The 19,968-nt window shown below is 56.7% G+C and carries 16 protein-coding genes; 9 read left to right on the plus strand and 7 right to left on the minus strand.

Annotated features, from left to right (window positions below; translation table 11 throughout):
* Window positions 1–57: 57 nt before the first annotated feature.
* Both ACR0BU_RS08900 and ACR0BU_RS08905 read left to right on the plus strand, forming a co-directional pair.
* Entirely contained in the window at window positions 58–1,329 is a 1,272-nt protein-coding gene (locus ACR0BU_RS08900) for an MFS transporter (protein WP_480736882.1), read from the plus strand.
* A 109-nt stretch (window positions 1,330–1,438) separates the two neighbouring features.
* Window positions 1,439–2,017 carry a DUF924 family protein gene (locus tag ACR0BU_RS08905; protein WP_480736884.1) on the plus strand — a complete coding sequence of 193 codons (579 nt, stop codon included), beginning with the start codon at window positions 1,439–1,441 and terminating at the stop codon, window positions 2,015–2,017.
* On the opposite strand, the gene ACR0BU_RS08910 is transcribed toward ACR0BU_RS08905, so the two are convergent.
* Entirely contained in the window at window positions 2,014–2,448 is a 435-nt protein-coding gene (locus tag ACR0BU_RS08910; RefSeq protein ID WP_298936037.1) for a hypothetical protein, read from the minus strand. The genes ACR0BU_RS08905 and ACR0BU_RS08910 overlap by 4 nt on opposite strands.
* A gap of 215 nt (window positions 2,449–2,663) precedes the next feature.
* Here ACR0BU_RS08910 and lpdA point away from each other — a divergent pair, with 215 nt between their 5' ends.
* Complete coding sequence (gene lpdA, locus ACR0BU_RS08915) at window positions 2,664–4,058, plus strand: dihydrolipoyl dehydrogenase (RefSeq protein WP_298936035.1); 1,395 nt, start codon at window positions 2,664–2,666, stop codon at window positions 4,056–4,058.
* A 57-nt stretch (window positions 4,059–4,115) separates the two neighbouring features.
* Here lpdA and ACR0BU_RS08920 read toward each other — a convergent pair whose 3' ends face one another.
* Complete coding sequence (locus ACR0BU_RS08920; protein WP_480736887.1) at window positions 4,116–5,501, minus strand: M20/M25/M40 family metallo-hydrolase; 1,386 nt, start codon at window positions 5,499–5,501, stop codon at window positions 4,116–4,118.
* A gap of 335 nt (window positions 5,502–5,836) precedes the next feature.
* On the opposite strand from ACR0BU_RS08920, the gene hemA reads away from it, so the two are divergent.
* The 3 genes from hemA to ispG all read left to right on the plus strand — a co-directional run bounded on the left by hemA (window position 5,837) and on the right by ispG (window position 9,591).
* Window positions 5,837–7,060: a 5-aminolevulinate synthase gene (hemA, locus tag ACR0BU_RS08925; RefSeq protein WP_480736888.1), complete on the plus strand. Its 1,224-nt coding sequence runs from the start codon at window positions 5,837–5,839 to the stop codon at window positions 7,058–7,060.
* A 129-nt stretch (window positions 7,061–7,189) separates the two neighbouring features.
* On the plus strand, window positions 7,190–8,398 hold the full coding sequence (locus ACR0BU_RS08930) for a helix-turn-helix domain-containing protein (protein ID WP_480736956.1): 1,209 nt from the start codon (window positions 7,190–7,192) through the stop codon (window positions 8,396–8,398).
* 71 nt (window positions 8,399–8,469) lie between these two features.
* Window positions 8,470–9,591, plus strand: coding sequence for a flavodoxin-dependent (E)-4-hydroxy-3-methylbut-2-enyl-diphosphate synthase (gene ispG / locus ACR0BU_RS08935; RefSeq protein ID WP_480736889.1), 1,122 nt, complete (start codon window positions 8,470–8,472; stop codon window positions 9,589–9,591).
* A 27-nt stretch (window positions 9,592–9,618) separates the two neighbouring features.
* Here the strand turns inward: ispG and ACR0BU_RS08940 are convergent, their stop codons facing one another.
* From ACR0BU_RS08940 to ACR0BU_RS08955, 4 genes are all read right to left on the minus strand, one after another.
* The gene (locus ACR0BU_RS08940; protein WP_480736891.1) at window positions 9,619–10,584 is read right to left on the minus strand and encodes a Hint domain-containing protein; all 966 of its coding nucleotides are present in this window, start codon (window positions 10,582–10,584) and stop codon (window positions 9,619–9,621) included.
* A gap of 221 nt (window positions 10,585–10,805) precedes the next feature.
* On the minus strand, window positions 10,806–11,831 hold the full coding sequence (locus ACR0BU_RS08945; RefSeq protein WP_480736893.1) for an agmatine deiminase family protein: 1,026 nt from the start codon (window positions 11,829–11,831) through the stop codon (window positions 10,806–10,808).
* Window positions 11,832–11,915: 84 nt separating this feature from the next.
* The gene (locus ACR0BU_RS08950) at window positions 11,916–12,674 is read right to left on the minus strand and encodes a DsbA family protein (protein WP_299076022.1); all 759 of its coding nucleotides are present in this window, start codon (window positions 12,672–12,674) and stop codon (window positions 11,916–11,918) included.
* On the minus strand, window positions 12,671–14,053 hold the full coding sequence (locus ACR0BU_RS08955; RefSeq protein WP_480736895.1) for a M48 family metalloprotease: 1,383 nt from the start codon (window positions 14,051–14,053) through the stop codon (window positions 12,671–12,673). The genes ACR0BU_RS08950 and ACR0BU_RS08955 overlap by 4 nt, the downstream gene beginning before the upstream one ends.
* Here ACR0BU_RS08955 and ACR0BU_RS08960 point away from each other — a divergent pair.
* From ACR0BU_RS08960 to ACR0BU_RS08970, 3 genes are all read left to right on the plus strand, one after another.
* Window positions 14,052–15,215: a pyridoxal phosphate-dependent aminotransferase gene (locus tag ACR0BU_RS08960; protein WP_480736896.1), complete on the plus strand. Its 1,164-nt coding sequence runs from the start codon at window positions 14,052–14,054 to the stop codon at window positions 15,213–15,215. The genes ACR0BU_RS08955 and ACR0BU_RS08960 overlap by 2 nt on opposite strands.
* Before the next feature lie 66 nt (window positions 15,216–15,281).
* Complete coding sequence (locus tag ACR0BU_RS08965) at window positions 15,282–16,502, plus strand: N-acetylmuramoyl-L-alanine amidase (RefSeq protein ID WP_480736898.1); 1,221 nt, start codon at window positions 15,282–15,284, stop codon at window positions 16,500–16,502.
* A 94-nt stretch (window positions 16,503–16,596) separates the two neighbouring features.
* On the plus strand, window positions 16,597–19,086 hold the full coding sequence (locus ACR0BU_RS08970; protein ID WP_480736899.1) for a penicillin-binding protein 1A: 2,490 nt from the start codon (window positions 16,597–16,599) through the stop codon (window positions 19,084–19,086).
* On the opposite strand, the gene ACR0BU_RS08975 is transcribed toward ACR0BU_RS08970, so the two are convergent.
* Window positions 19,080–19,913, minus strand: coding sequence for an aminoglycoside phosphotransferase family protein (locus tag ACR0BU_RS08975; RefSeq protein ID WP_480736900.1), 834 nt, complete (start codon window positions 19,911–19,913; stop codon window positions 19,080–19,082). The genes ACR0BU_RS08970 and ACR0BU_RS08975 overlap by 7 nt on opposite strands.
* Window positions 19,914–19,968 lie beyond the last annotated feature (55 nt).

Raw genomic sequence — 19,968 nt, forward strand, 5'->3', positions numbered from 1 at the left:
CGTTTTTTGATCGCAAAACGATTCCAAAACTCAGGTTGATTTAGTTCGGAGGCCCCAATGCTTCAGGTCCTTTCCAGCGCGTGGGCGCTATTGCTCGGTATGGGGCTGCTTATGGTCGGCAACGGCCTGCAGGGTACCCTTTTGGGCGTGCGCGGAGACATTGAAGGGTTCTCGACGCTAGAGATGTCGTTTGTGATGTCCGCCTACTTTGTCGGCTTTCTGGGGGGGTCGCGCCTGGCCCCCGAGATGATACGACGGGTAGGCCATGTGCGTGTATTCGCCGCTTTGGCCTCGTTTATTTCCGCCGTCATGATTATGTACCCCATGCTCACAGACCCGATTGCATGGTCGCTGGGCCGCGTCGTGATCGGGTTCTGTTTTTCAGGAGTTTATGTCACAGCAGAGAGTTGGCTGAACAACGCGGCGAGCAACGAAAATCGTGGTCAGGCCCTGTCACTATACATGATCGTGCAGATGACGGGCGTTGTTACCGCGCAGGCGCTGTTGCTTGTGGGTGATCCAGCAGGGTATGAAACCTTTGTAATTGCATCCATTCTTGTGTCTGTATCGTTCGCGCCCATCTTGCTCTCGATCTCACCAACGCCCGCCTTTGATACAACCAAACCAATGACACTGCGCAAGCTTATGGAAACGTCGCCGCTGGGTTGCGTTGGCATGTTCCTGCTGGGTGGAGTGTTTTCGGCCCAGTTCGGGATGAGCGCTGTTTATGGAGCACAGGCAGGACTGTCGCTGATCGAGATTTCGTCATTTGTGGCGGCTTTCTACATTGGCGCCGTTCTACTGCAATTTCCCCTGGGATGGGTATCAGACAGGGTTGATCGACGTATTTTGATCCTTCTGGTGTCAGCGGTTGGAGGCGGCGGTGCATTGATTGGCATGATGTTCGGCACCACTTTCACAACCTTGTTGTGTGCGGCTTTTATCATCGGCGGCATGACAAGCCCGCTGTATTCACTGCTGGTTGCCTACACAAACGACTATCTGGAATATGATGATATGTCGGCGGCCTCTGGTGGGTTGGTCTTTATCAACGGTCTTGGTGCGATTGCCGGGCCAGTGATCACAGGGTGGTTGATGGGTAGTGGAGTTGTCGGACCACCGGGATTTTTCCTGTTTATTGCTACCTTGATGTTTGCGATGGCGGTTTATGCGCTCTATCGGATGACACAGCGTGCCTATGTGCCTGTTGATGAAACCGGAGCCATCGCCCCGATCTACCCAACCTCGTCACCGATCGCGATGGAAGTCGCGCAAGAGGTTGTCATCGAAGCTGCGCAGGAAGAGCAGGACGCGCAGGATACCGCCTAGGACACGAAAATATGTCGTAAGTGTTGCAATATGTTACTGTAACACTTCTGTAAAACCGACTTAAATGACGTTACGTCCCTGGGGAGGGCAAAAGACGGAGTTTAAGGCAATGGTTGGGCCTGAAGAGGTATTGAGTTTTTGGTTAGACAAGGTTGGTCCCGAAGGGTGGTATCTGCAGGATGACGCGTTAGACGCTGAAATCCGTGACCGTTTCCAAGAGGCCTGGAAGGCAGCGAGTGAGGGCAAGTTTTCGCTCTGGCTGACCTATCCAAGCGGGGCATTGGCATACATCGTTTTGATGGATCAATTCCCTCGGAACATGTTCCGCGGAGAGGCGAGGGCCTTTGCATCAGATCGCGCAGCACTCGCAGCCGCGAAATGTGCGGTCGACAGAGGCTGGGACCTTAAGATTGATGAACCGGCGCGGCAGTTCTTCTATCTGCCGATGATGCATTCTGAGAATTTGTGTGATCAGGAACGCTGCGTGCGCCTGATGTGCCAGAATCTGAGCAGTGACGATCCGAGCAATCTTTTGCACGCCCGGGCGCATCGTGAAGTAATCCGCAAGTTCGGCCGCTTCCCGTATCGCAACGAAGCCCTGTCTCGGCCAACAACCGAGCCAGAGGCGGCCTATGTGAATATGGGCGGCTACGGTTCGACGGTTCGTGAATTGCAAGCTGCGGGTTAAGTCTCCGGCACACATCCTCGAATGTCTTTGACCCGGTCGGCCACTGCGTCGGCCGACAGGTCTATGGCCTGTTCGATCAGCATCTCAGGAGACTCTGCCATTTCCGCGAACCGGGCTTGGGTGGATTGAAGTTTATCTTCCACTGCGTTCAGTTTATCCAGAGCCTCCGCGATACGCGCCGCAGTTGCGCTGTCGAGAGTGCCTCCGTCCACAGGAATCGCGGCCAAATCACTCCGCAGGGCAGCCAACTCACCGCGAATTCCCTGGGCTTCTTCCCTCAGCGGGGTGACGATCTTCAGGTTCTCAGAGAAACTTGTGGTGATGTTGTCCACTGAAGATGCCAGTTTCCATCCCAGGAACAAGCATAATGCAATCAGTACAAGCGTGGCGTTCAGCAGGGCGAGCACTAAATCTTTGAGCGTCTTGGCCATGGTAAGCCTTTCGAATGACTTGTGAAAAGGAACGTCCAAGGGGCATTTGTTCTTCTTTTCTAGCCTTTGTAACGTCCCGGGTATAGGCTGAAAGCAGCACAACCTGAACATGCCGATCTTGCGTCGCATATGTCGCGCAGGCAGCGTGTTGATGCGTCGCGGAATTTAGTTTAATGGTAAACTAAATTTGAACCGACCTGCGCCGAGAGGGACATATGGCTGCACAATCTTTTGATCTGATCGTAATCGGCGCTGGTCCTGGGGGCTATGTGGCTGCAATCCGCGCCGCTCAGCTGGGTCTGAAAGTGGCCGTGGTCGAGCGCGAGCATTTGGGCGGGATCTGCCTGAACTGGGGATGCATTCCGACCAAGGCGCTTTTGCGCTCGTCCGAAGTGTTCCACCTAATGGAGCGCGCCAAGGATTTCGGCTTGAAGGCGGACAAGGTCGGCTACGATCTGGACGCCGTTGTAAAGCGGTCGCGCGGCGTCGCCGGGCAGCTTTCCGGTGGTATCGGTCACTTGCTGAAGAAAAATAAAGTGACCGTAGTGATGGGAGAGGCAACGATCCCGGCCAAGGGTAAAGTCAGCGTCAAAACCGACAAAGGCACTGAGGAGCTGACTGCCAAGAACATCGTTCTGGCCACCGGTGCGCGGGCACGAGAATTGCCGGGGCTTGAGGCCGATGGCGATCTGGTCTGGACCTATAAGCACGCACTTCAGCCGCCTCGGATGCCTAAGAAGCTGTTGGTGATCGGTTCGGGCGCTATCGGTATCGAGTTTGCCAGCTTCTACAATACGCTTGGCTCCGATACGACGGTCGTCGAAGTCATGGACCGCGTGTTGCCGGTCGAAGATGCCGAAATCAGCGGACTGGCCAAAAAGGCCTTCACCAAGCAAGGCATGACCATCATGGAAAAGGCGATGGTCAAGCAGCTTGATCGCGCCAAGGGCAAAGTGACCGCGCATATCGAGGTGAAAGGTAAGGTTGAGAAACACGACTTTGACACCGTGATTTCTGCAGTTGGGATTGTCGGTAATGTCGAAGGCCTCGGGCTCGAAGCTTTGGGCGTCAAGATTGATCGCACGCATGTGGTGACAGATGAATTCTGCCGCACGGGCGTCGAGGGTCTCTACGCTATCGGCGACATCGCCGGGGCGCCGTGGTTGGCGCACAAAGCCAGCCATGAAGGCGTTATGGTCGCAGACCTGATCGCCGGGAAACACGCGCATCCGGTGAAACCTGAAAGCATTGCCGGCTGCACCTATTGCCAGCCCCAAGTGGCATCTGTGGGCTACAGCGAAGCAAAAGCCAAGGAGCTTGGCTATGACATCAAGGTCGGTCGCTTCCCGTTCATCGGCAACGGCAAGGCCATTGCTTTGGGCGAACCCGAAGGTCTGATCAAGACCGTTTTCGACGCAAAAACCGGAGAGCTTCTTGGAGCCCACATGATCGGTGCCGAGGTGACCGAGTTGATTCAGGGGTATGTTGTCGGGCGTCAGCTGGAGACAACGGAAGAGGACCTGATGAATACAGTCTTCCCGCATCCGACATTGTCAGAAATGATGCATGAAAGCGTTCTGGATGCCTATGGCCGCGTGATCCATATGTAAATCTGCTTAGACCCAATCAAAAAAAGGCACCGTCAATCTGGCGGTGCCTTTTTTAATTTATTTGGTCAACGCATCCAGAATGCGCGCCCATGAGCGGATGCCCTTGTGAAAGCTTTTGACATCGTATTTCTCGTTCGGCGAATGGATGGCGTCATCATCATTGGCATATCCAACGAGCATGGAATCAAGCCCAAGCTCTGTGTTGAAGTAACCAACCACAGGAATTGATCCGCCCATACCGGTGAATACAGCCTCGCAGTTCCATTCGTCCGACAACGCGCCGCGCGCGGCTTCGAATTCAGGACGGTCCAGGTTCATGACCGAGGCAGGGGCACCTTCCAGATCGTTGTCCCAGATGACTTTGGCATCCACGGACAAGCGGTCCTCGACATGTTTGCGAATTTTGTCGCGCAGCGCGTCGGGATCCATGTCGCCAACCAGGCGGCACGTTATTTTACAATGAGCCTCTGACGGGATGACGGTTTTTGATCCGGCGCCGTTATAGCCGCCCCACAGACCGTTCACCTCAAGGGTCGGGCGTGCCCATTGTTGCTCCAGGGTTGAATACTTCTTTTCACCATGGGGTTGGCTGTACCCGACCGAGTTCAGATACTCTGCCTCATCAAATCCGCAGCTTTGCCATTGGCGCAGCTGCTCGTCAGACACCTCATGAACACCGTCATAGAAGCCTTCTACCGCGACGCGCCCGGTTTCGTCGTCGTGGAAAGAGGCGACAATTTTCGAAAGTTCGCGCAACGGATTCAGGCCGGGACCACCGTAGTGACCGGAATGCAAATCGATCCGGGGGCCGACAATGGTGAATTCATCCTTCAGCATCCCGCGCAGTTGGGACGCAATCGACGGCACGCCGCGCGACACCATCGACGTGTCGCAGACCAGCGCCAGATCCGCCTTCAACTCGGCCGCGTTTTCGCGAAGGAACGGCACCAGGGACGGGGATCCTGATTCTTCTTCCCCTTCGAAGAAAAAGGTGATGTGACAGGGCAGGGACCCATGCACCGCTTTCCAAGCTCGGCAGGCTTCGACAAATGTCATCAGCTGCCCTTTGTCATCTGACGAACCTCGCCCCCGAATGACCGGGCCATGGTCTGAATCTTCGATGGCCGGGTCAAATGGTTCACGATTCCAAAGCTCCAAAGGGTCCACCGGCTGGACGTCGTAATGGCCATAAAACAGGACATGCGGCCCGTCGCTGCCCTCACCAACATGTCCGACAACCATCGGGTGGCCGGGTGTTTCCCGTTTCTCGGCCGAAATGCCGATGCTTTGCAGGTCGGCAACCAGCCAGTCTGCGGCCTGACTGACCTGTTCGTTGAAGGCAGGATCGGTTGAGATGGACGGGATGCGCAGCAGCTCCATCAGGCGGTCGATTGAAGTTTGCAGATCTGCATCGATCTGGTTCAGCACGGCGTCTAGCGACATGGGTGGCTCCTGCTTTTGGGTGTTTTCAGGCGCGAACCTATCAGCGCTATCGCCGCCGTCCAGTGCGGTTCAGGCGGAAATTGGTTTAGTATCGGAAACCTGCCGATCCCGGATAGTTTGCCTGCGTCGTTTCCTCGCGTCTGATGGACGTAACTTTACTTGTCGGAGCAAGCGCAAACTTATATTTGATGCAAATCAAAGTTGGGTTCACTGGTTCGGCTGTAGGCAGTTAGGTCAGAGGAACGCAAAAACCGCGAAAACAGTGTATACTGTGCGTTGTGGTGGAATACATTGTCCGGGGTCGGAATGATCGCCAGGCATTCAAGGAGGGTCCGTTGGACTATACTGCTCAGCTCGATTCAGCGATTGCCAGGCTGCATGACGAAGGACGCTACCGGACCTTCATCGACATCGAACGTCGTAACGGACATTTTCCGCACGCGGTGCGCACACGCCCTGATGGGTCACATCAGAACATCACTGTCTGGTGCGGCAATGATTATCTCGGCATGGGTCAACACCCAGTGGTTCTGGATGCTATGCATGACGCCGTTGATGCGGCCGGGGCAGGATCCGGCGGCACGCGCAATATCTCAGGTACCACTGTCTATCACAAACGCCTCGAGGCGGAACTGGCCGACCTGCACGGGAAAGAAGCATCGCTGCTGTTCACCAGCGCCTATATTGCGAATGATGCCACGCTCAGCACGCTGCCGAAGCTGTTTCCTGGCCTGATCATTTATTCTGATGCGCTGAACCATGCCTCGATGATCGAAGGCGTGCGCCGCAATGGCGGGGACAAGCGCATCTTCCGTCATAATGATGTCGCTCATCTGCGTGAGCTGCTTGAGGCTGACGATCCCGCTACGCCCAAGCTGATCGCGTTTGAATCTGTCTACTCGATGGATGGCGATTTCGGTCCGATCGAAGAAATTTGCGATCTGGCCGATGAATTCGGCGCGCTGACTTACATCGATGAAGTGCACGCCGTTGGCATGTACGGTCCGCGCGGCGGTGGCGTGACCGAGCGTGACCGGCTGGCCCACCGTATCGACATCATCAACGGGACACTGGCCAAAGCGTATGGCGTCATGGGTGGCTATATCGCGGCAAGCGCCAAGATGTGTGACGCTGTGCGCTCTTATGCGCCGGGCTTCATCTTTACGACATCCTTGCCACCCGCTGTCGCAGCGGGGGCAGCGGCTTCGGTCGCCCATCTGAAACATGCGCCCGAGTTGCGCGCGCAGCATCAGACACAGGCCAGTATCCTCAAGCTGCGTTTAAAAGGGCTGGGCATGCCGCTGATCGATCACGGCAGCCACATCGTACCGGTGATCGTTGGCAACCCGGTGCACACAAAGAAGCTCAGCGACATGCTGCTGGATGATCATGGCATCTATGTGCAGCCAATCAATTTCCCAACTGTCCCACGCGGAACCGAGCGTCTGCGCTTTACCCCGTCTCCGGTGCATGGACCCGACGAAATGAACCGTCTGGTGCACGCGATGGACGAACTTTGGTCACATTGTGCGCTAAATCGCGCCGAACTTGCCGGATAACCTAACGCCAAAGTGTGCAACTAGTTTGTCGCGTGTTAAGATTACGCTAACAAAAGTAGCGGACGAATCGTTATGGGGACGATTCGCTGCGAGCGCGACACACGCGGCGGGCAGAATGGGGCAGTAGGAATGATTGGGCGCAGATCACAGCGCGATTCCGAAGAAGACATGGAAGTCAGGCCAAAGGGCTATGACGACTATGAGGTGCGGCTTGGCGATACGATGCGCGGCGAACGCGCGACGATGGGTAAGTCTCTTCTGGATGTACAACGCGAACTGCGGATAAAAGCCAACTACATCGCCGCCATTGAAAATGCTGATCCTGACGCATTTGACACACCCGGCTTCATCGCCGGGTATGTGCGTTCTTATGCGCGATATCTGGGAATGAACCCGGACGAGACATTTTCTTCCTTCTGTCAGGAAAGCGGGTTTGAAGTCGCACACGGAATGTCTGCAGAGGCGTCGGTCGTGCGCAAGCCCACCGGCGATTTGCCTTCGCGCGGGCCGATGGGGCGCGATCCGTTCATCTCACCCAACACGCCGTACATTCCGGGCAAAGAATCATTGGTCAGCCAGATCGAACCGCGTGCTGTTGGTTCCTCACTGGTCTTGCTCGCATTGATTGGCGGCATCGGCTATGGCGGCTGGGCTGTTTTGAACAAGATCCAGCAAGTCCAGGTGAGCCCTGTTGAACAGGCCCCTGTGGTTCTGTCCGATCTTGATCCGCTGGACGCAGCGCGCAACAACAGCAATGTTGATGAAACTACGTTGGCGTCAAACTCCGAAGCGCTGGATCGTCTTTACCGTCCTCAGGCGCTTGACGTGCCGGTGTTGGTGGCGCGTGATGCTCCGATCTCAACGCTCGATCCACGGGACGTGGGCACCTTCCGCCCGCCTGAGCTGCCACAGATTCAAGTCGCTGAGATACACACAGTCGAAAGACCTTCGCTGCCACAAGTTGTCGAGCAGGTTGATACGACCCTGAAAATCGTGGCTGTTGATCCGTCTTGGATGCGTGTAACCGCAGCCGATGGCAGCGTGATCTTTGAGGGTACGCTAGGTACAGTCGAACAAGGCAGCACCTTCGAGGTGCCGTTGACCGAGGAACCACCGCAACTTCGCGCCGGTGCATCAGGCTCAGTCTATTTTTCAATGGATGGTGAACACTACGGACCTGCTGGCGCGCCGGGCACGGTTGCCAAAGGTGTCGTCCTGTCCAAGGATGCGGTCTCCGAAGTCTATAGCGTTGCCGATCTGAACTCTGAACAGAACAGCGCGCTCAAGCAATTGGTGGCCGAACTGCAGACCGAGGCGACAGAACAGCCCGCCGAGTGATCTAGCCATTGCGGAGACCTGGTTGCCGAACTATCTAAAGATGCAACCTACGCAGACGCGGATCCGTCCATATGTCCCTCAATCACGTACGTCCCTGGCGCGATATCTATCGCCGTAAATCCCGTCAGATCATGGTTGGCAACGTGCCAGTCGGAGGGGATGCCCCTATCGCCGTGCAAACCATGACCAATACGCTGACCACCGACGTTGCAGCGACGGTTGCGCAGGTTCAGGCCGCCGCCGAAGCAGGCGCGGATATCGTGCGGATTTCAGTTCCGGATGAGGCATCTTCGAAGGCGTTGAAAGAAATCGTGCGTGAAAGCCCGGTTCCGATCGTGGCGGACATTCACTTTCACTATAAGCGCGGCATCGAAGCGGCCGAAGCCGGTGCTGCCTGTCTGCGGATCAATCCCGGGAATATCGGGGATGAAACTCGGGTCAAGGAAGTCATCAAGGCAGCGCGTGACCACAATTGTTCGATCCGGATTGGCGTGAATGCAGGCAGTCTGGAAAAGCATCTGCTTGAGAAGTACGGCGAGCCGTGCCCCGAGGCGATGGTCGAAAGTGGGCTGGAACATATCCGCATCCTGCAAGACAATGATTTCCATGAGTTCAAGATCAGCGTAAAGGCCAGCGATGTCTTCCTGTCGGCGGCGGCCTATCAGGGTATTGCCGAGGCGACTGACGCGCCAATCCATCTGGGCATCACCGAGGCGGGCGGGTTGGTCTCTGGCACCATCAAATCCGCCATCGGTCTGGGAAACCTTTTATGGATGGGGATCGGCGACACGATCCGCGTCAGCCTGTCGGCCGATCCGGTGGAAGAGGTCAAGGTCGGGTTCGAAATCCTGAAGTCACTTGGCTTGCGGCATCGCGGTGTCAACATCATCTCATGCCCGTCTTGCGCGCGGCAGGGGTTTGACGTGATCAAAACGGTCGAGGCGTTGGAACACCGCTTGGAGCACATCAAGACGCCGATGTCCCTGTCGATTATCGGCTGCGTCGTGAACGGTCCGGGAGAAGCGTTGATGACTGATGTCGGTTTTACGGGTGGCGGGGCAGGGTCTGGCATGGTCTATCTGGCCGGCAAGGCCAGCCACAAGATGTCAAACGATCAGATGATCGACCACATCGTCGAAGAGGTCGAGAAAAAAGCGGCCGCGCTTGACGCTATTCAGGAAGCGGCAGAGTAGCTTAGTTCCTTCATATTGTGTTGAATGTCAGCGCTGAGTGGACGGTGCAGGCGAGAGCAATCGGCTTTCATTGACCGTCAATGATGTCCGGGCTGTATGCGAGAATGCCAAAGGTTCTTTACCAGCCAATTCGGGAAAAAGTTCAAAGATTTCGTCGCGGGCGCTTTGACACAACGCTCCAAGACTTTGATCTGCCGGAAACAGGCTTTCTGTCGGCACGCCATCCGAATAGATGATCTCATGTGTGTCGAACAGGATGTGGTAGTAGTCTACATATCCGCCGCGTTCGAAGAAAATGGATCTGTCATTGACCAGGGCTTTCGCGGGAACCAAAACCTCGTCCTCGCCGAACAGCAATTCAGCCCGCCAGCCAGAGATCAACAGCCTGTGCTGCGGCGATAGTTTAAGAACGCGGGTGTTGCCAACTGCGCCCTTCTCGAAAACGACCGGGGCGAGTTCGCCAGCTGCAAACCTTCGGGCAGAACCGATCCAACGAATGGGTTGTAGGCCGTTATCTTTGGTGACGATCTGAGCGTCGACCGCCAGATCTTCGACCGCAACCTCGCCATCCGCAGTTTGTATCTTTGTCCCGGCTACAAAGCAGACAACCACTTCGGACGGAACGTTTACAATTCCAGAAGCAGTGTAGGTGGTTCCGGTGACAATCGGCGTACCGCCGGGATACTGAACAAGATGTGTCGAGATGAAGTTGGATCCACCGCCTATCACCATGCCCAAAGCATCCGGACCGCCGGTTCCGTCGATCTGCTGCTGCCAACCAAAGGCAAGGGTTTGTCCAACCCAGCCTGCGGGCAAAGTGCCTGTTACGCCCGTGATTACCGGAAGCGCGGCCGTTTCTGTATCGGGGTTGTTGTCACCAATGCCAAATGAGTCATCGTCTGAAAACGTGATCGTGCCAACAACGCCCAAGGACGTAAAAGTTCCCCAAGCCGTACCGGTTACACCGATAACGTCGATACTGAACGTGGGCATCCGACCCCCCTGACAAACTAAACGCGCAACAAATCTCTCGGTTAGGTATCATGTGAAACGTTCTTAAAAAGGGTGAAAAAGTGCAAATAAGTTGCAATTTTCCAGTTTTTCGCGCGTCTTGCATCACCAAGACGAGCCTTAGTGTTCACTGAATTTCTGATCATATTGTGGCAGATCTGCGTTCTTTGGAACGCAGGGCGGGGAAAAGCCCGTACATTCTTCTATACGAATGGCATCTGCTGCGTGGCGCAGTGAATGCCCCCGCCGAGCTCTCCCAACACGTCGACATTCAAGGACACGATCTCTCGCCCCGGATAATGTCGCGCCAGTGTTTCACTCGCGATGGAATCTGTTTCCGGATCACCAAACTGCGCCATAACGACCGCACCATTGCAGACATAATAATTCGCGTAGGAGGCGACAAATTCGGGGCCGTTGGTGCGTACAGAATGCGGTTCCGGAATGACCTCAACTTGCAGGCCGTTAGCCGCCAAACGATCATATGTCTCCAGTGCGGCAACGTGGAACCGATCAGACATGTCAGGATCGTCGGGCAGGTTTATCAAAACACGCCTTGGACCTGTGAACCTTGCAAGACTGTCGATGTGATAATCTGTGATGTCTTCACCGTACACGCCCTCTGACCAGATCATGTGGCGCGCGCCGTATGCGGCAAGCAACCGCTCTTCGATCTCGTCCCGGGACAGGCCAGGATTGCGGTTGTCATTCACCCACGAGCTTTCGTGCGCCATAAGCAGGCCATGACCGTCTTGTTCAACGCCTCCTGCCTCGCCCTTCAGACCGGTTGGCAGCAAGGGCAGCCTTAGGCGTTCCGCTACTCGTCCGGCGACACGGGCGTCGTTTGTGTGCACCTGCTTTTGGCCCCACCCGTTGAACTGAACATGGCTGACGGCTAATTCCTTTTTGCCGTTGATCGCGAAAATCGGCCCGGAATCCCGGCACCAAAGGTCCTCGGTGGGTATGTCCCAAAGCTGGACTTTGGCCGATAGTTTGCGGCGAGCCTCAGCGTGACGTTCGGCCGCCGCCAACATAATCACGGGCTCAAAATCTGAGATCGCATTGGCGATGTCTGCGATGGTTTGCTGGACCATCTCCAAAAAAACCGGATCCCGATAAACCTTACGGCTAACCGGCCACTGCATGAATGTCCGCTGATGCGGGGCCTCTTCTGCAGGAACAACAAAGCCGGTATCAGTCTGGCCGTATGATTTGCCGGGCAAACTCATCAATCCCACCGCTCCTCCGGCGAGAACAAAATCTCGCCGGTTTATCACAGACCGCCGCGCCATCATCAGATCATTTGTTCCCGCTTAGCCCCGATCAGCGCGCACGCCTTCGGCGATTTGCAGCATCTGATCCGCCGATAGATACCCGCGCAACATTTCAGTGCCCAAAACAAAGGACGGGGTTCCTGAAATCTGCATGCGCTGCGCCAGCGCGCGGGTCTGCGAGATTTCATCGGTGACCTGCTCGCTGTCCATGGCCGCTATGATCGCATCGCTGTCCAGTCCAAGGCCATCTGATATCCGGCGCAGAGTTACTTCGGAGGGGTCGCCGCTAAACTCCAACAAGGCATCATGTACCTGCTTATAGGCATCGTCACCCGCGACGTGCTTGGTCGCCACGGCAAAGCGTGACGACAGCACCGATGCATCGCCCAGGATCGGGAATTCCTTGATCACCAGGCGAATATTGCCGTCCTCAGACAGCAGGCTGGCCACTTCGGGCACGGCACGACGGCAATAGCCACACCGGTAGTCCATGAATTCGACCAGAGTGATATCGCCCTCGGGGTTGCCGCCAACCCAGCTATAACCATCATTGAACAGCTCATCCACATTGGCCGCGACAAGTTCCTTATCCGTCTCGGCCTCGGCAGCGGCGTTGCGCTGTTCAAGGATATTGATCGCCTCGATGATGACGTCTGGGTTTTCCAGCAGATATTCTCGGACCTGCGCGCCGAACTCGGCCTTTTCGGTCTCGGTCATCGCGTTCAAATCCAACGCCTGTGCTGGGCTGGTGAGCAGGGAAAGCCCCAGAAGGGCGGGTGCAGCATGTCTGAGGATCATTTCCGTTTCCTTTTCGATTTCTTTGCGCGTTCTGAGGCAATCAACACATCCTGCGCCCTTTGCCAACCCGGAGACCCTTCGGGCAATTGCCCAACGGCCCGTCTTGCATGGATACCTGCATCGGCCAAGCGGCCTTGCAGAGCATACCGTTCGGCGGTGACAGCTGACGCCATTCCGTTGTTGCCAACCTGCGCATATGCCGCGCCCAGATCCCGCATCAACCGGGCATTCCGATAGTCACGTGCACGCGCCTTTTCAAGGACTTGCAGGGCTTTCTTCGTCTGGCCCTGACCCAGCAACGCACGGCCATACCCGGCCAGAATCAACGCGTTGTTCGGAGCCATTTCAACGGCCTGACCATAAGCTGTGATTGCGTCCTGAAACTGCCGGTTTTCCAGCAGAATTTGCCCCTTCAACTCGTAATAGAACGGATCATCCGGGCGAATGGCCAGCGCCGCATCAATTGCCGCGCGGGCGCGGGCAAGATCGCGATTCTGGTGATGGGCCGAGGCTTCGCGCATCAGGCGGATATCGCGGTCAGTTTCTTCCTTGGCACGGCGTAGTGTCCATGTCGGTGATCTTAGGAACGCCGACAGCTTGCCCTTAACGCGAGCAAACCAATAGTCGGCATTGGCATTTGGCTCTGCCTTGTCCCCAAATTCGTCCAAAAACGTCTCGGCCGCGCGCAGGCGTTCGCGGCTGGTGGGGTGGGACCGCATATATGGGTCTTGATTGGCGGTGCTCAGCAATTCCTGACCGGCGAATTTGCGGTGCAGTTTGACCATGCCACTGGGCGAAATACCTGCCCATCGCAAATAGCTGGCTGCGCTGCGATCGGCCGAGGATTCTTCAGCCCGCGTATGACCCAAAAAACTGCGCAGGGCCGAGGCAGATGTTCCGGCGGCGATGCCGGCTGCGGCCTCTCCGCCGCCCGCAGCCGCAGCGATTATGGCCAGCGCGGTGCCGAGACCTGCGTTTCGCTGCGCGGCACGCAAGTTTTCAGCGCGGCGCGCCAGGTGGCCATTGGCGATATGGGCGGCCTCATGCGCGATGACGGCTTGCAGCATTTCGGGGCTGTCCACGGTCAGAATCAAGCCGTAGTTCAAGTAGATGGCGTTGTAGTCGATGACAAAGGCATTGAACGTGTTGTCATTGACCACAAAAATTCGAACGCGGTTGGTATTCAGCCCGGCGGCGCGCAGGACCGGAAAGGCCAGTTCGCGCAGCCCATATTCGATATCCGGATCCCGGATCAGGCTTTGCGCGTTGCTGGATGCCGCGGCTGTCAGCCAAACGGCAACCGCCAGCATCAGGGCCGGGATTGACGCCAGACGGGATACGCGTTCAAAAGCCATGGTTGCAACATGGGAGATGGGCATGAGAAACTCAACCCGATCCGGGGTCGATCCCTTCATCGTGATGGATGTGATGGAGGCCGCACGCAAGGCGGAAGAAGCCGGACGTCACGTGATCCACATGGAGGTCGGCCAGCCCGGAACCGGAGCGCCAAAAGGGGCGGTAAAAGCCCTTGCCCAAGCCATGGAACAGGCCCCGCTGGGCTATACAGTGGCGTTGGGTCTGCCCGCGTTGCGACAGCGGATCGCGCGACTTTACGGAGAGTGGTACAATGTCGACCTGAACCCGGAACGTGTGGTGATTACACCCGGGTCTTCCGGTGGGTTTCTGCTGGCCTTCACAGCACTTTTTGACAGCGGCGATCGTGTTGGCATCGGTGCGCCCGGCTATCCATCTTACCGGCAGATTCTGAAAGCTCTGGGACTGGTTCCGGTCGACCTGCCCACAGCTCCGGAAAACCGTTTGCAGCCGGTGCCCGCAGATTTCGCAGGAATAGATCTACAAGGTCTGATGGTCGCATCCCCCGCGAACCCGACCGGCACCATGCTGGATCACGCTGCGATGCGCGCACTGATCGGTGCGGCTCAGGAGCAGGGAGCCTCGTTCATCAGTGACGAGATTTATCACGGTCTGGAATATGAGGCCAAAGCCGTCACTGCGCTTGAACTGACCAACGAATGCTATGTGATCAACTCATTCTCCAAATACTTCTCGATGACCGGGTGGCGTGTGGGTTGGATGGTGGTGCCTGAAGATCAGGTGCGGGTGGTGGAGCGTATTGCCCAGAACATGTTCATCTGTGCGCCGCACGCCAGTCAGGTGGCTGCACTCGCCGCAATGGATTGTGAGGACGAGTTGCAGGCCAATCTGGATGTCTATCGGCAGAACCGCGCACTCATGCTGGACGGGCTTCCCAAAGCAGGCTTCACCAATATCGCACCGCCAGATGGGGCGTTTTATGTCTATGCCGATGTCTCGGACCTGACCAATGACAGCCGGGCCTTCGCGTCAGAGATTCTGGAAAAGGCCGGTGTTGCCGTGACGCCAGGGTTGGACTTCGACCCGCAACAGGGCCATACCACCCTTCGGTTTTCCTATGCGCGCGCCACGGCTGACATTCAGGACGGGTTGGACAGGTTGCGTCGCTTCATGTTCGAAAAGGGTGCGATCACCGAACAGGTCTGAAGCGTTCACAAAGCCCCCCGGTTGGTATAGGGTGCGTTCCAAACGATCTCGGGAAAACTTGAGGCCATGAGCAGGATCATCTTTTGCATTGCGCTGCTCTGGGCGCTGGCCGGTACGGCCGTCGCGCAGGACTTCAGCGCGCTTGCCCGTGTGCAACCGGACCAAAGCCGGATTGTCGATACCGGGCGCGCGGGTATTCGCGTGGACATTGGCCTTAGCCAAGGTGTGCCATACCGCATTTTCACATTGCGCGATCCCTACCGGATGGTGCTGGATTTTCAAGAGGTTGACTGGACCGGTTTGACCCGAAAGCAGTTCCTGAAATCCAAACGCGTCAGCGACGTGCAATTCGGCGCCTATGTGCCCGGATGGTCCAGACTGGTTCTGGATCTCGGCGCCCCGATGGCTGTGGAATCGGCGAACCTGAAGATTGACGAAGGATCCGGTTCAGCGCTGTTATCGCTTTCCCTGAAAGGTACGGATTTCGACGCATTCAATGCGACTGCGGGTGCGCCGCGCAATCCGGGCTGGGACTTGCCCGAACCGGCGGTGACCAAGCAGGTCCGGCCGCGTGATGGAGACCGTCCGCTGCGCGTGATGCTGGACCCTGGCCACGGCGGGATCGATCCGGGGGCCGAATTTGGCGGGATCGACGAAAAAACAATGATGCTGACTTTTGCCCGGGAACTGCGAGAGCTTTTGTTGCGATCAGGTGGTTATGAGATCGTGTTGACGCGTGTCGAGGACCAGTTTGTTTCGCTCGAACGACGCATCGCATTGGCCCATCGGGCCGGGGCGGATTTATTCATTTCACTTCATGCCGACTCGTTGTCCGAAGGGCAGGCGCATGGCGCTGCGGTTTATACTCTGTCCGAGGATGCCTCGGACGTGGCCAGTTCAAAACTTGCTGAGCGACACGATCGGGGCGACTTGATTTCGGGGATCGACCTGAACGGCACGGATGATCAGGTGGCCGATGTACTGTTGGATATTGCGCGCCAGGAAACCAAGCCACGCACGGATGCGCTTGCCCGGGCGCTGGCCAATGGCATGGCGCAACAGGGCGGGCCAATGAACCGCCGCCCCCTGCGCAAAGCCTCGTTTTCTGTGCTAAAAGCGGCCGATATCCCGTCGGTTCTGGTTGAACTTGGGTTTCTGTCCAGCCCTCGCGATCTGAACAACCTCAAAGATCCTGAATGGCGTGCGAAGATGGCATTGGGGATTTATCAGGGGTTGGAAGACTGGCGTCAGCAGGACCTGATCCGGCACTCCCTGATTGGTCAGTGACCCGACGACGCAAACCAGCTAGAATATGCTTGTTGTTTTGACCCTTGAGCAGCGCGACACTATATAGGCGGCAGCGCGAGAAAAAGGCAGTAACGTGATCCGGTTCATTCTTTCGATTTTTGGGGCTATTTTCAGCCTTGTTACATTGGGTATCTTCATGGCTGCGTTGGTTGTTGGCGCGGTGTTCTGGATGTACGGGCGCGATCTGCCCAGCCACGAGTCGCTGGCACAATACAAGCCGCCGACAATCAGCCGTATCTATTCCGGCGAGGGGCAACTGATCGACGAATTTGCGCAGGAACGCCGCTTGTTCACGCCGTCCGAAGAAATCCCGGACTTGGTGAAACAGGCATTCATTTCTGCCGAAGACAAGAATTTCTACACCCATCAGGGCTACGATCCGCGTGGCATTATTGCGGCCGGTGTCGAAGCTGTCCGGTCTAAAGGCGAAACTGTTCGTGGTGCATCGACCATCACCCAGCAGGTGATGAAGAACTTCCTGCTGTCTGGAGACCGCCGGGCCGAACGCAAGATCAAGGAAATCATCCTCGCCACGCGGCTTGAGGATACGCTGGACAAAGAACAAATCCTCGAACTTTATATGAACGAGATTTTTCTGGGCCAGAACTCCTATGGTGTAACGGCTGCGGCACAGACATACTTTAACAAAACTCTGCAAGAGCTGGACCCGCATGAGGCCGCAACACTGGCCGCGATGCCCAAAGCGCCTTCTGATTACCATCCGGTTCGGCAAAAACAGCGCCTTCTGGATCGCCGAAATTATGTTCTGCGCGAGATGCGCCAAAATGGTCATATCGATCAGGCGACCTTCGAAGTTGAGGTCGACCAGCCCTTGCGCTCGGTTCAGAATGGTGACTTCGAAAGCTTCCGCACTGCATTGCCGCCCCGGGATTACTTTACCGACGAAATCCGCCGCCAGCTGAGCGAGGATTTTGGCGAAGGTGAATTCTTCACTGGTGGATTCACAGTACGTGCTTCGGTCGATGAAGAAATGCAGGTCGAAGCCGCCCGGTCTCTGCGTGAAGCCTTGCAGAAATACGACCGCTCTCGCGGCAAGTGGCGCGGAACTGGCGAAGTGATCGCCGAAGAAACCTTGGCAGACGAAGCGCAATGGCGAGAAGCACTGTCGATTATGGAGATCCCGCGCGATGTGGTTCTGCCGACCAAGTGGTATCCGGCGGTTGTGATGGATGTTGCGGAACAATCCCTGACGGTCGGGATTGAAAATGGTCCGGCAGATGGCGTCATCCCGCGTTCCGACATCAAGTGGATGCAGGGCGATTTCGCAGCGAATTTCAAACGTGGTGACGTGATACTCGTCGTCGCCGGGGAAGAGGGCCAATGGTCCGCCCGACAGGTACCCGAAGTGCAGGGCGGCTTTGTCGCGATGGACGTGAACTCGGGCCGTGTTCTGGCGATGCAAGGCGGGTTCTCGTATCAGGACACGGTGTTCAACCGGGCCACGCAGGCGCAACGCCAGCCGGGGTCAAGCTTTAAGCCCTTTGTCTACGCGGCTGCGTTGGATAGCGGATACAGCCCCGCGACCATTGTGGTGGACGCTCCGATTGAAGTGAACACGCCGCAAGGCCTGTGGCGGCCCAAGAACTCTTCCAACAAATTCTACGGCCCGACGCCACTGCGCACGGGGATCGAACAATCGCGAAACCTGATGACCATTCGACTGGCGCAAGAGGTGACGATGCCCGTTGTCGCCGGGTATGCGGAGCGGTTCGGTGTCTATGACCGTATGGGCGCGTTTCTGGCCAACTCGTTGGGGGCAGAAGAAACCACCTTGTACAAGATGGTGGCCGCCTATGCGATGTTCGCGAATGGTGGCGAGAGGGTTGAGCCCACATTGGTCGACCGTATTCAGGATCGGTTCGGCAAGACAATCTATCGGCACGATGATCGTCAGTGCCTGGACTGCAATTCTAACTGGTTGCAACCGGATGAAGCCCCGACGATTGAGACCAACCGCAGCCAGGTTATGGATGCAGTCACCGCGTATCAGTTGACGTCCATGATGAAGGGCGTCGTAGATCGCGGAACGGCCTCGCGTGTTGTCAATCTACCGGTTCCTACCGCCGGCAAGACAGGCACGACAAATGAATCGAAGGACGCCTGGTTTATCGGATTTACCTCAAACATCGTGGCGGGTTGCTACATCGGGTATGACCGCCCGCGCCCGATGGGGCGTGGCGCATACGGTGGTACATTGTGCGGACCAGTCTTCCAGAGCTTTATGGAACAAGCCGTGGAAAAATACGGCGGCGGTCCCTTCGACGTACCGCCGGGCGGGCGTTTCATAAAGATCGACCGATTCAGCGGCGCGCGTCTGCCTGACAACGCCAGTGGCGACTATGTTGTGGCCGAGTATTTCCGCGATGGCGTCGATGGCTTCATTGACCGGATCTACGATGGTGGTTTTGCCATCGGATCTGACCTGCCGCTGTTCGAAGAGGTGCAGCGCGCGGGCGTTGAGGTGCAGACATCTACTGGTGAGACTGTGACCGTCGGCCCCAAAGCTACGCAAGGCGATCTGTCGACTGGCGGGCTTTATTGATTGGCAGCCTTTAACAGCAGGCGCAACAGATCGGCTTCGGCATCTTCGGTGACGAGGCCGCTCGCTCGCCAGAACATCGACAAAGCGCACTTTGCCGCTGCCCATTTTGCCAGGCGCTGGCGCGGTACAGCCATCGCATCAGCGTAAAGTGTCAGGCACTGTTCTATTTGCTGCGTTTGGCGAACAAGGCCTTTCATGCCTTTGGGATGACGCAGCGCATTTGCCAGCTCAAGCGCGGAATCTCCCAGATATCCCTTGGCATCTATCGCGCGCGGTCCGGTTTGGGTCTGAATGACGTTGTCATGATGCAGGTCCCCGTGCAGTGGAACTTGCGCGGTTTGCTTATCCAAAAGATCGCGGGCCAATCCGATCGCTCGTTTCATGTCCTTCGCCAAAGAGGCGGGGCACGTCTTGGCAAATCGGCACTCAAACACCGGGGCAAATACTTGGGCCAGAGGCTTCAATCCAGCGCAGTCAATCATTGGACGGTGATGCAGACGGCGCGCCGTATCCGCCAAGCTTTGAACCGCTTTGTCCGGCTGCCCGGATCGTGCAATATCGCCAAGGGTCGGCCCGGACAACCATTCCATCAGCACTGCGTTTTCGGCAACTTCAAGAATTCTGACAGCCCCGCGATCCCGCCACGCTGATAACAATTGCGTCCCAGGCGCCTCGTTCCCGCGATCCAGTCGGCGATACAGTTTGAGCGCCGCGTGCGTTCCATCGGCTTGCTGCACTTTCCAAACCTGTGCAGCGCCGGTATCTGCAACGGCGTCAAGCAGTATAAGTGCCCATCTGTCCAGAAACTCTTGTGGTGCGCCTTGCATTCACGCCTCGCCTGTCTTGTGGTGCCTCGCACCTCTTGCTATCACGCAGGCCTGA

The sequence above is a fragment of the Ruegeria sp. CK2 genome, assembly GCF_056536585.1.

What these genes read in the sequence shown, in the direction of transcription:
- ACR0BU_RS08900 (WP_480736882.1), top strand. Translation starts at nt 58, where the DNA reads ATGCTTCAGGTCCTTTCCAGCGCGTGGGCGCTATTGCTCGGTATGGGG.
- ispG (WP_480736889.1), top strand. Translation starts at nt 8,470, where the DNA reads ATGTCCCTCAATCACGTACGTCCCTGGCGCGATATCTATCGCCGTAAA.
- ACR0BU_RS08905 (WP_480736884.1), top strand. Translation starts at nt 1,439, where the DNA reads ATGGTTGGGCCTGAAGAGGTATTGAGTTTTTGGTTAGACAAGGTTGGT.
- ACR0BU_RS08975 (WP_480736900.1), bottom strand. Translation starts at nt 19,913, where the DNA reads ATGCAAGGCGCACCACAAGAGTTTCTGGACAGATGGGCACTTATACTG.
- ACR0BU_RS08965 (WP_480736898.1), top strand. Translation starts at nt 15,282, where the DNA reads ATGAGCAGGATCATCTTTTGCATTGCGCTGCTCTGGGCGCTGGCCGGT.
- ACR0BU_RS08945 (WP_480736893.1), bottom strand. Translation starts at nt 11,831, where the DNA reads ATGAGTTTGCCCGGCAAATCATACGGCCAGACTGATACCGGCTTTGTT.
- ACR0BU_RS08955 (WP_480736895.1), bottom strand. Translation starts at nt 14,053, where the DNA reads ATGCCCATCTCCCATGTTGCAACCATGGCTTTTGAACGCGTATCCCGT.
- ACR0BU_RS08960 (WP_480736896.1), top strand. Translation starts at nt 14,052, where the DNA reads ATGAGAAACTCAACCCGATCCGGGGTCGATCCCTTCATCGTGATGGAT.
- ACR0BU_RS08940 (WP_480736891.1), bottom strand. Translation starts at nt 10,584, where the DNA reads ATGCCCACGTTCAGTATCGACGTTATCGGTGTAACCGGTACGGCTTGG.
- ACR0BU_RS08920 (WP_480736887.1), bottom strand. Translation starts at nt 5,501, where the DNA reads ATGTCGCTAGACGCCGTGCTGAACCAGATCGATGCAGATCTGCAAACT.
- lpdA (WP_298936035.1), top strand. Translation starts at nt 2,664, where the DNA reads ATGGCTGCACAATCTTTTGATCTGATCGTAATCGGCGCTGGTCCTGGG.
- ACR0BU_RS08950 (WP_299076022.1), bottom strand. Translation starts at nt 12,674, where the DNA reads ATGATCCTCAGACATGCTGCACCCGCCCTTCTGGGGCTTTCCCTGCTC.
- ACR0BU_RS08930 (WP_480736956.1), top strand. Translation starts at nt 7,190, where the DNA reads ATGATTGGGCGCAGATCACAGCGCGATTCCGAAGAAGACATGGAAGTC.
- ACR0BU_RS08910 (WP_298936037.1), bottom strand. Translation starts at nt 2,448, where the DNA reads ATGGCCAAGACGCTCAAAGATTTAGTGCTCGCCCTGCTGAACGCCACG.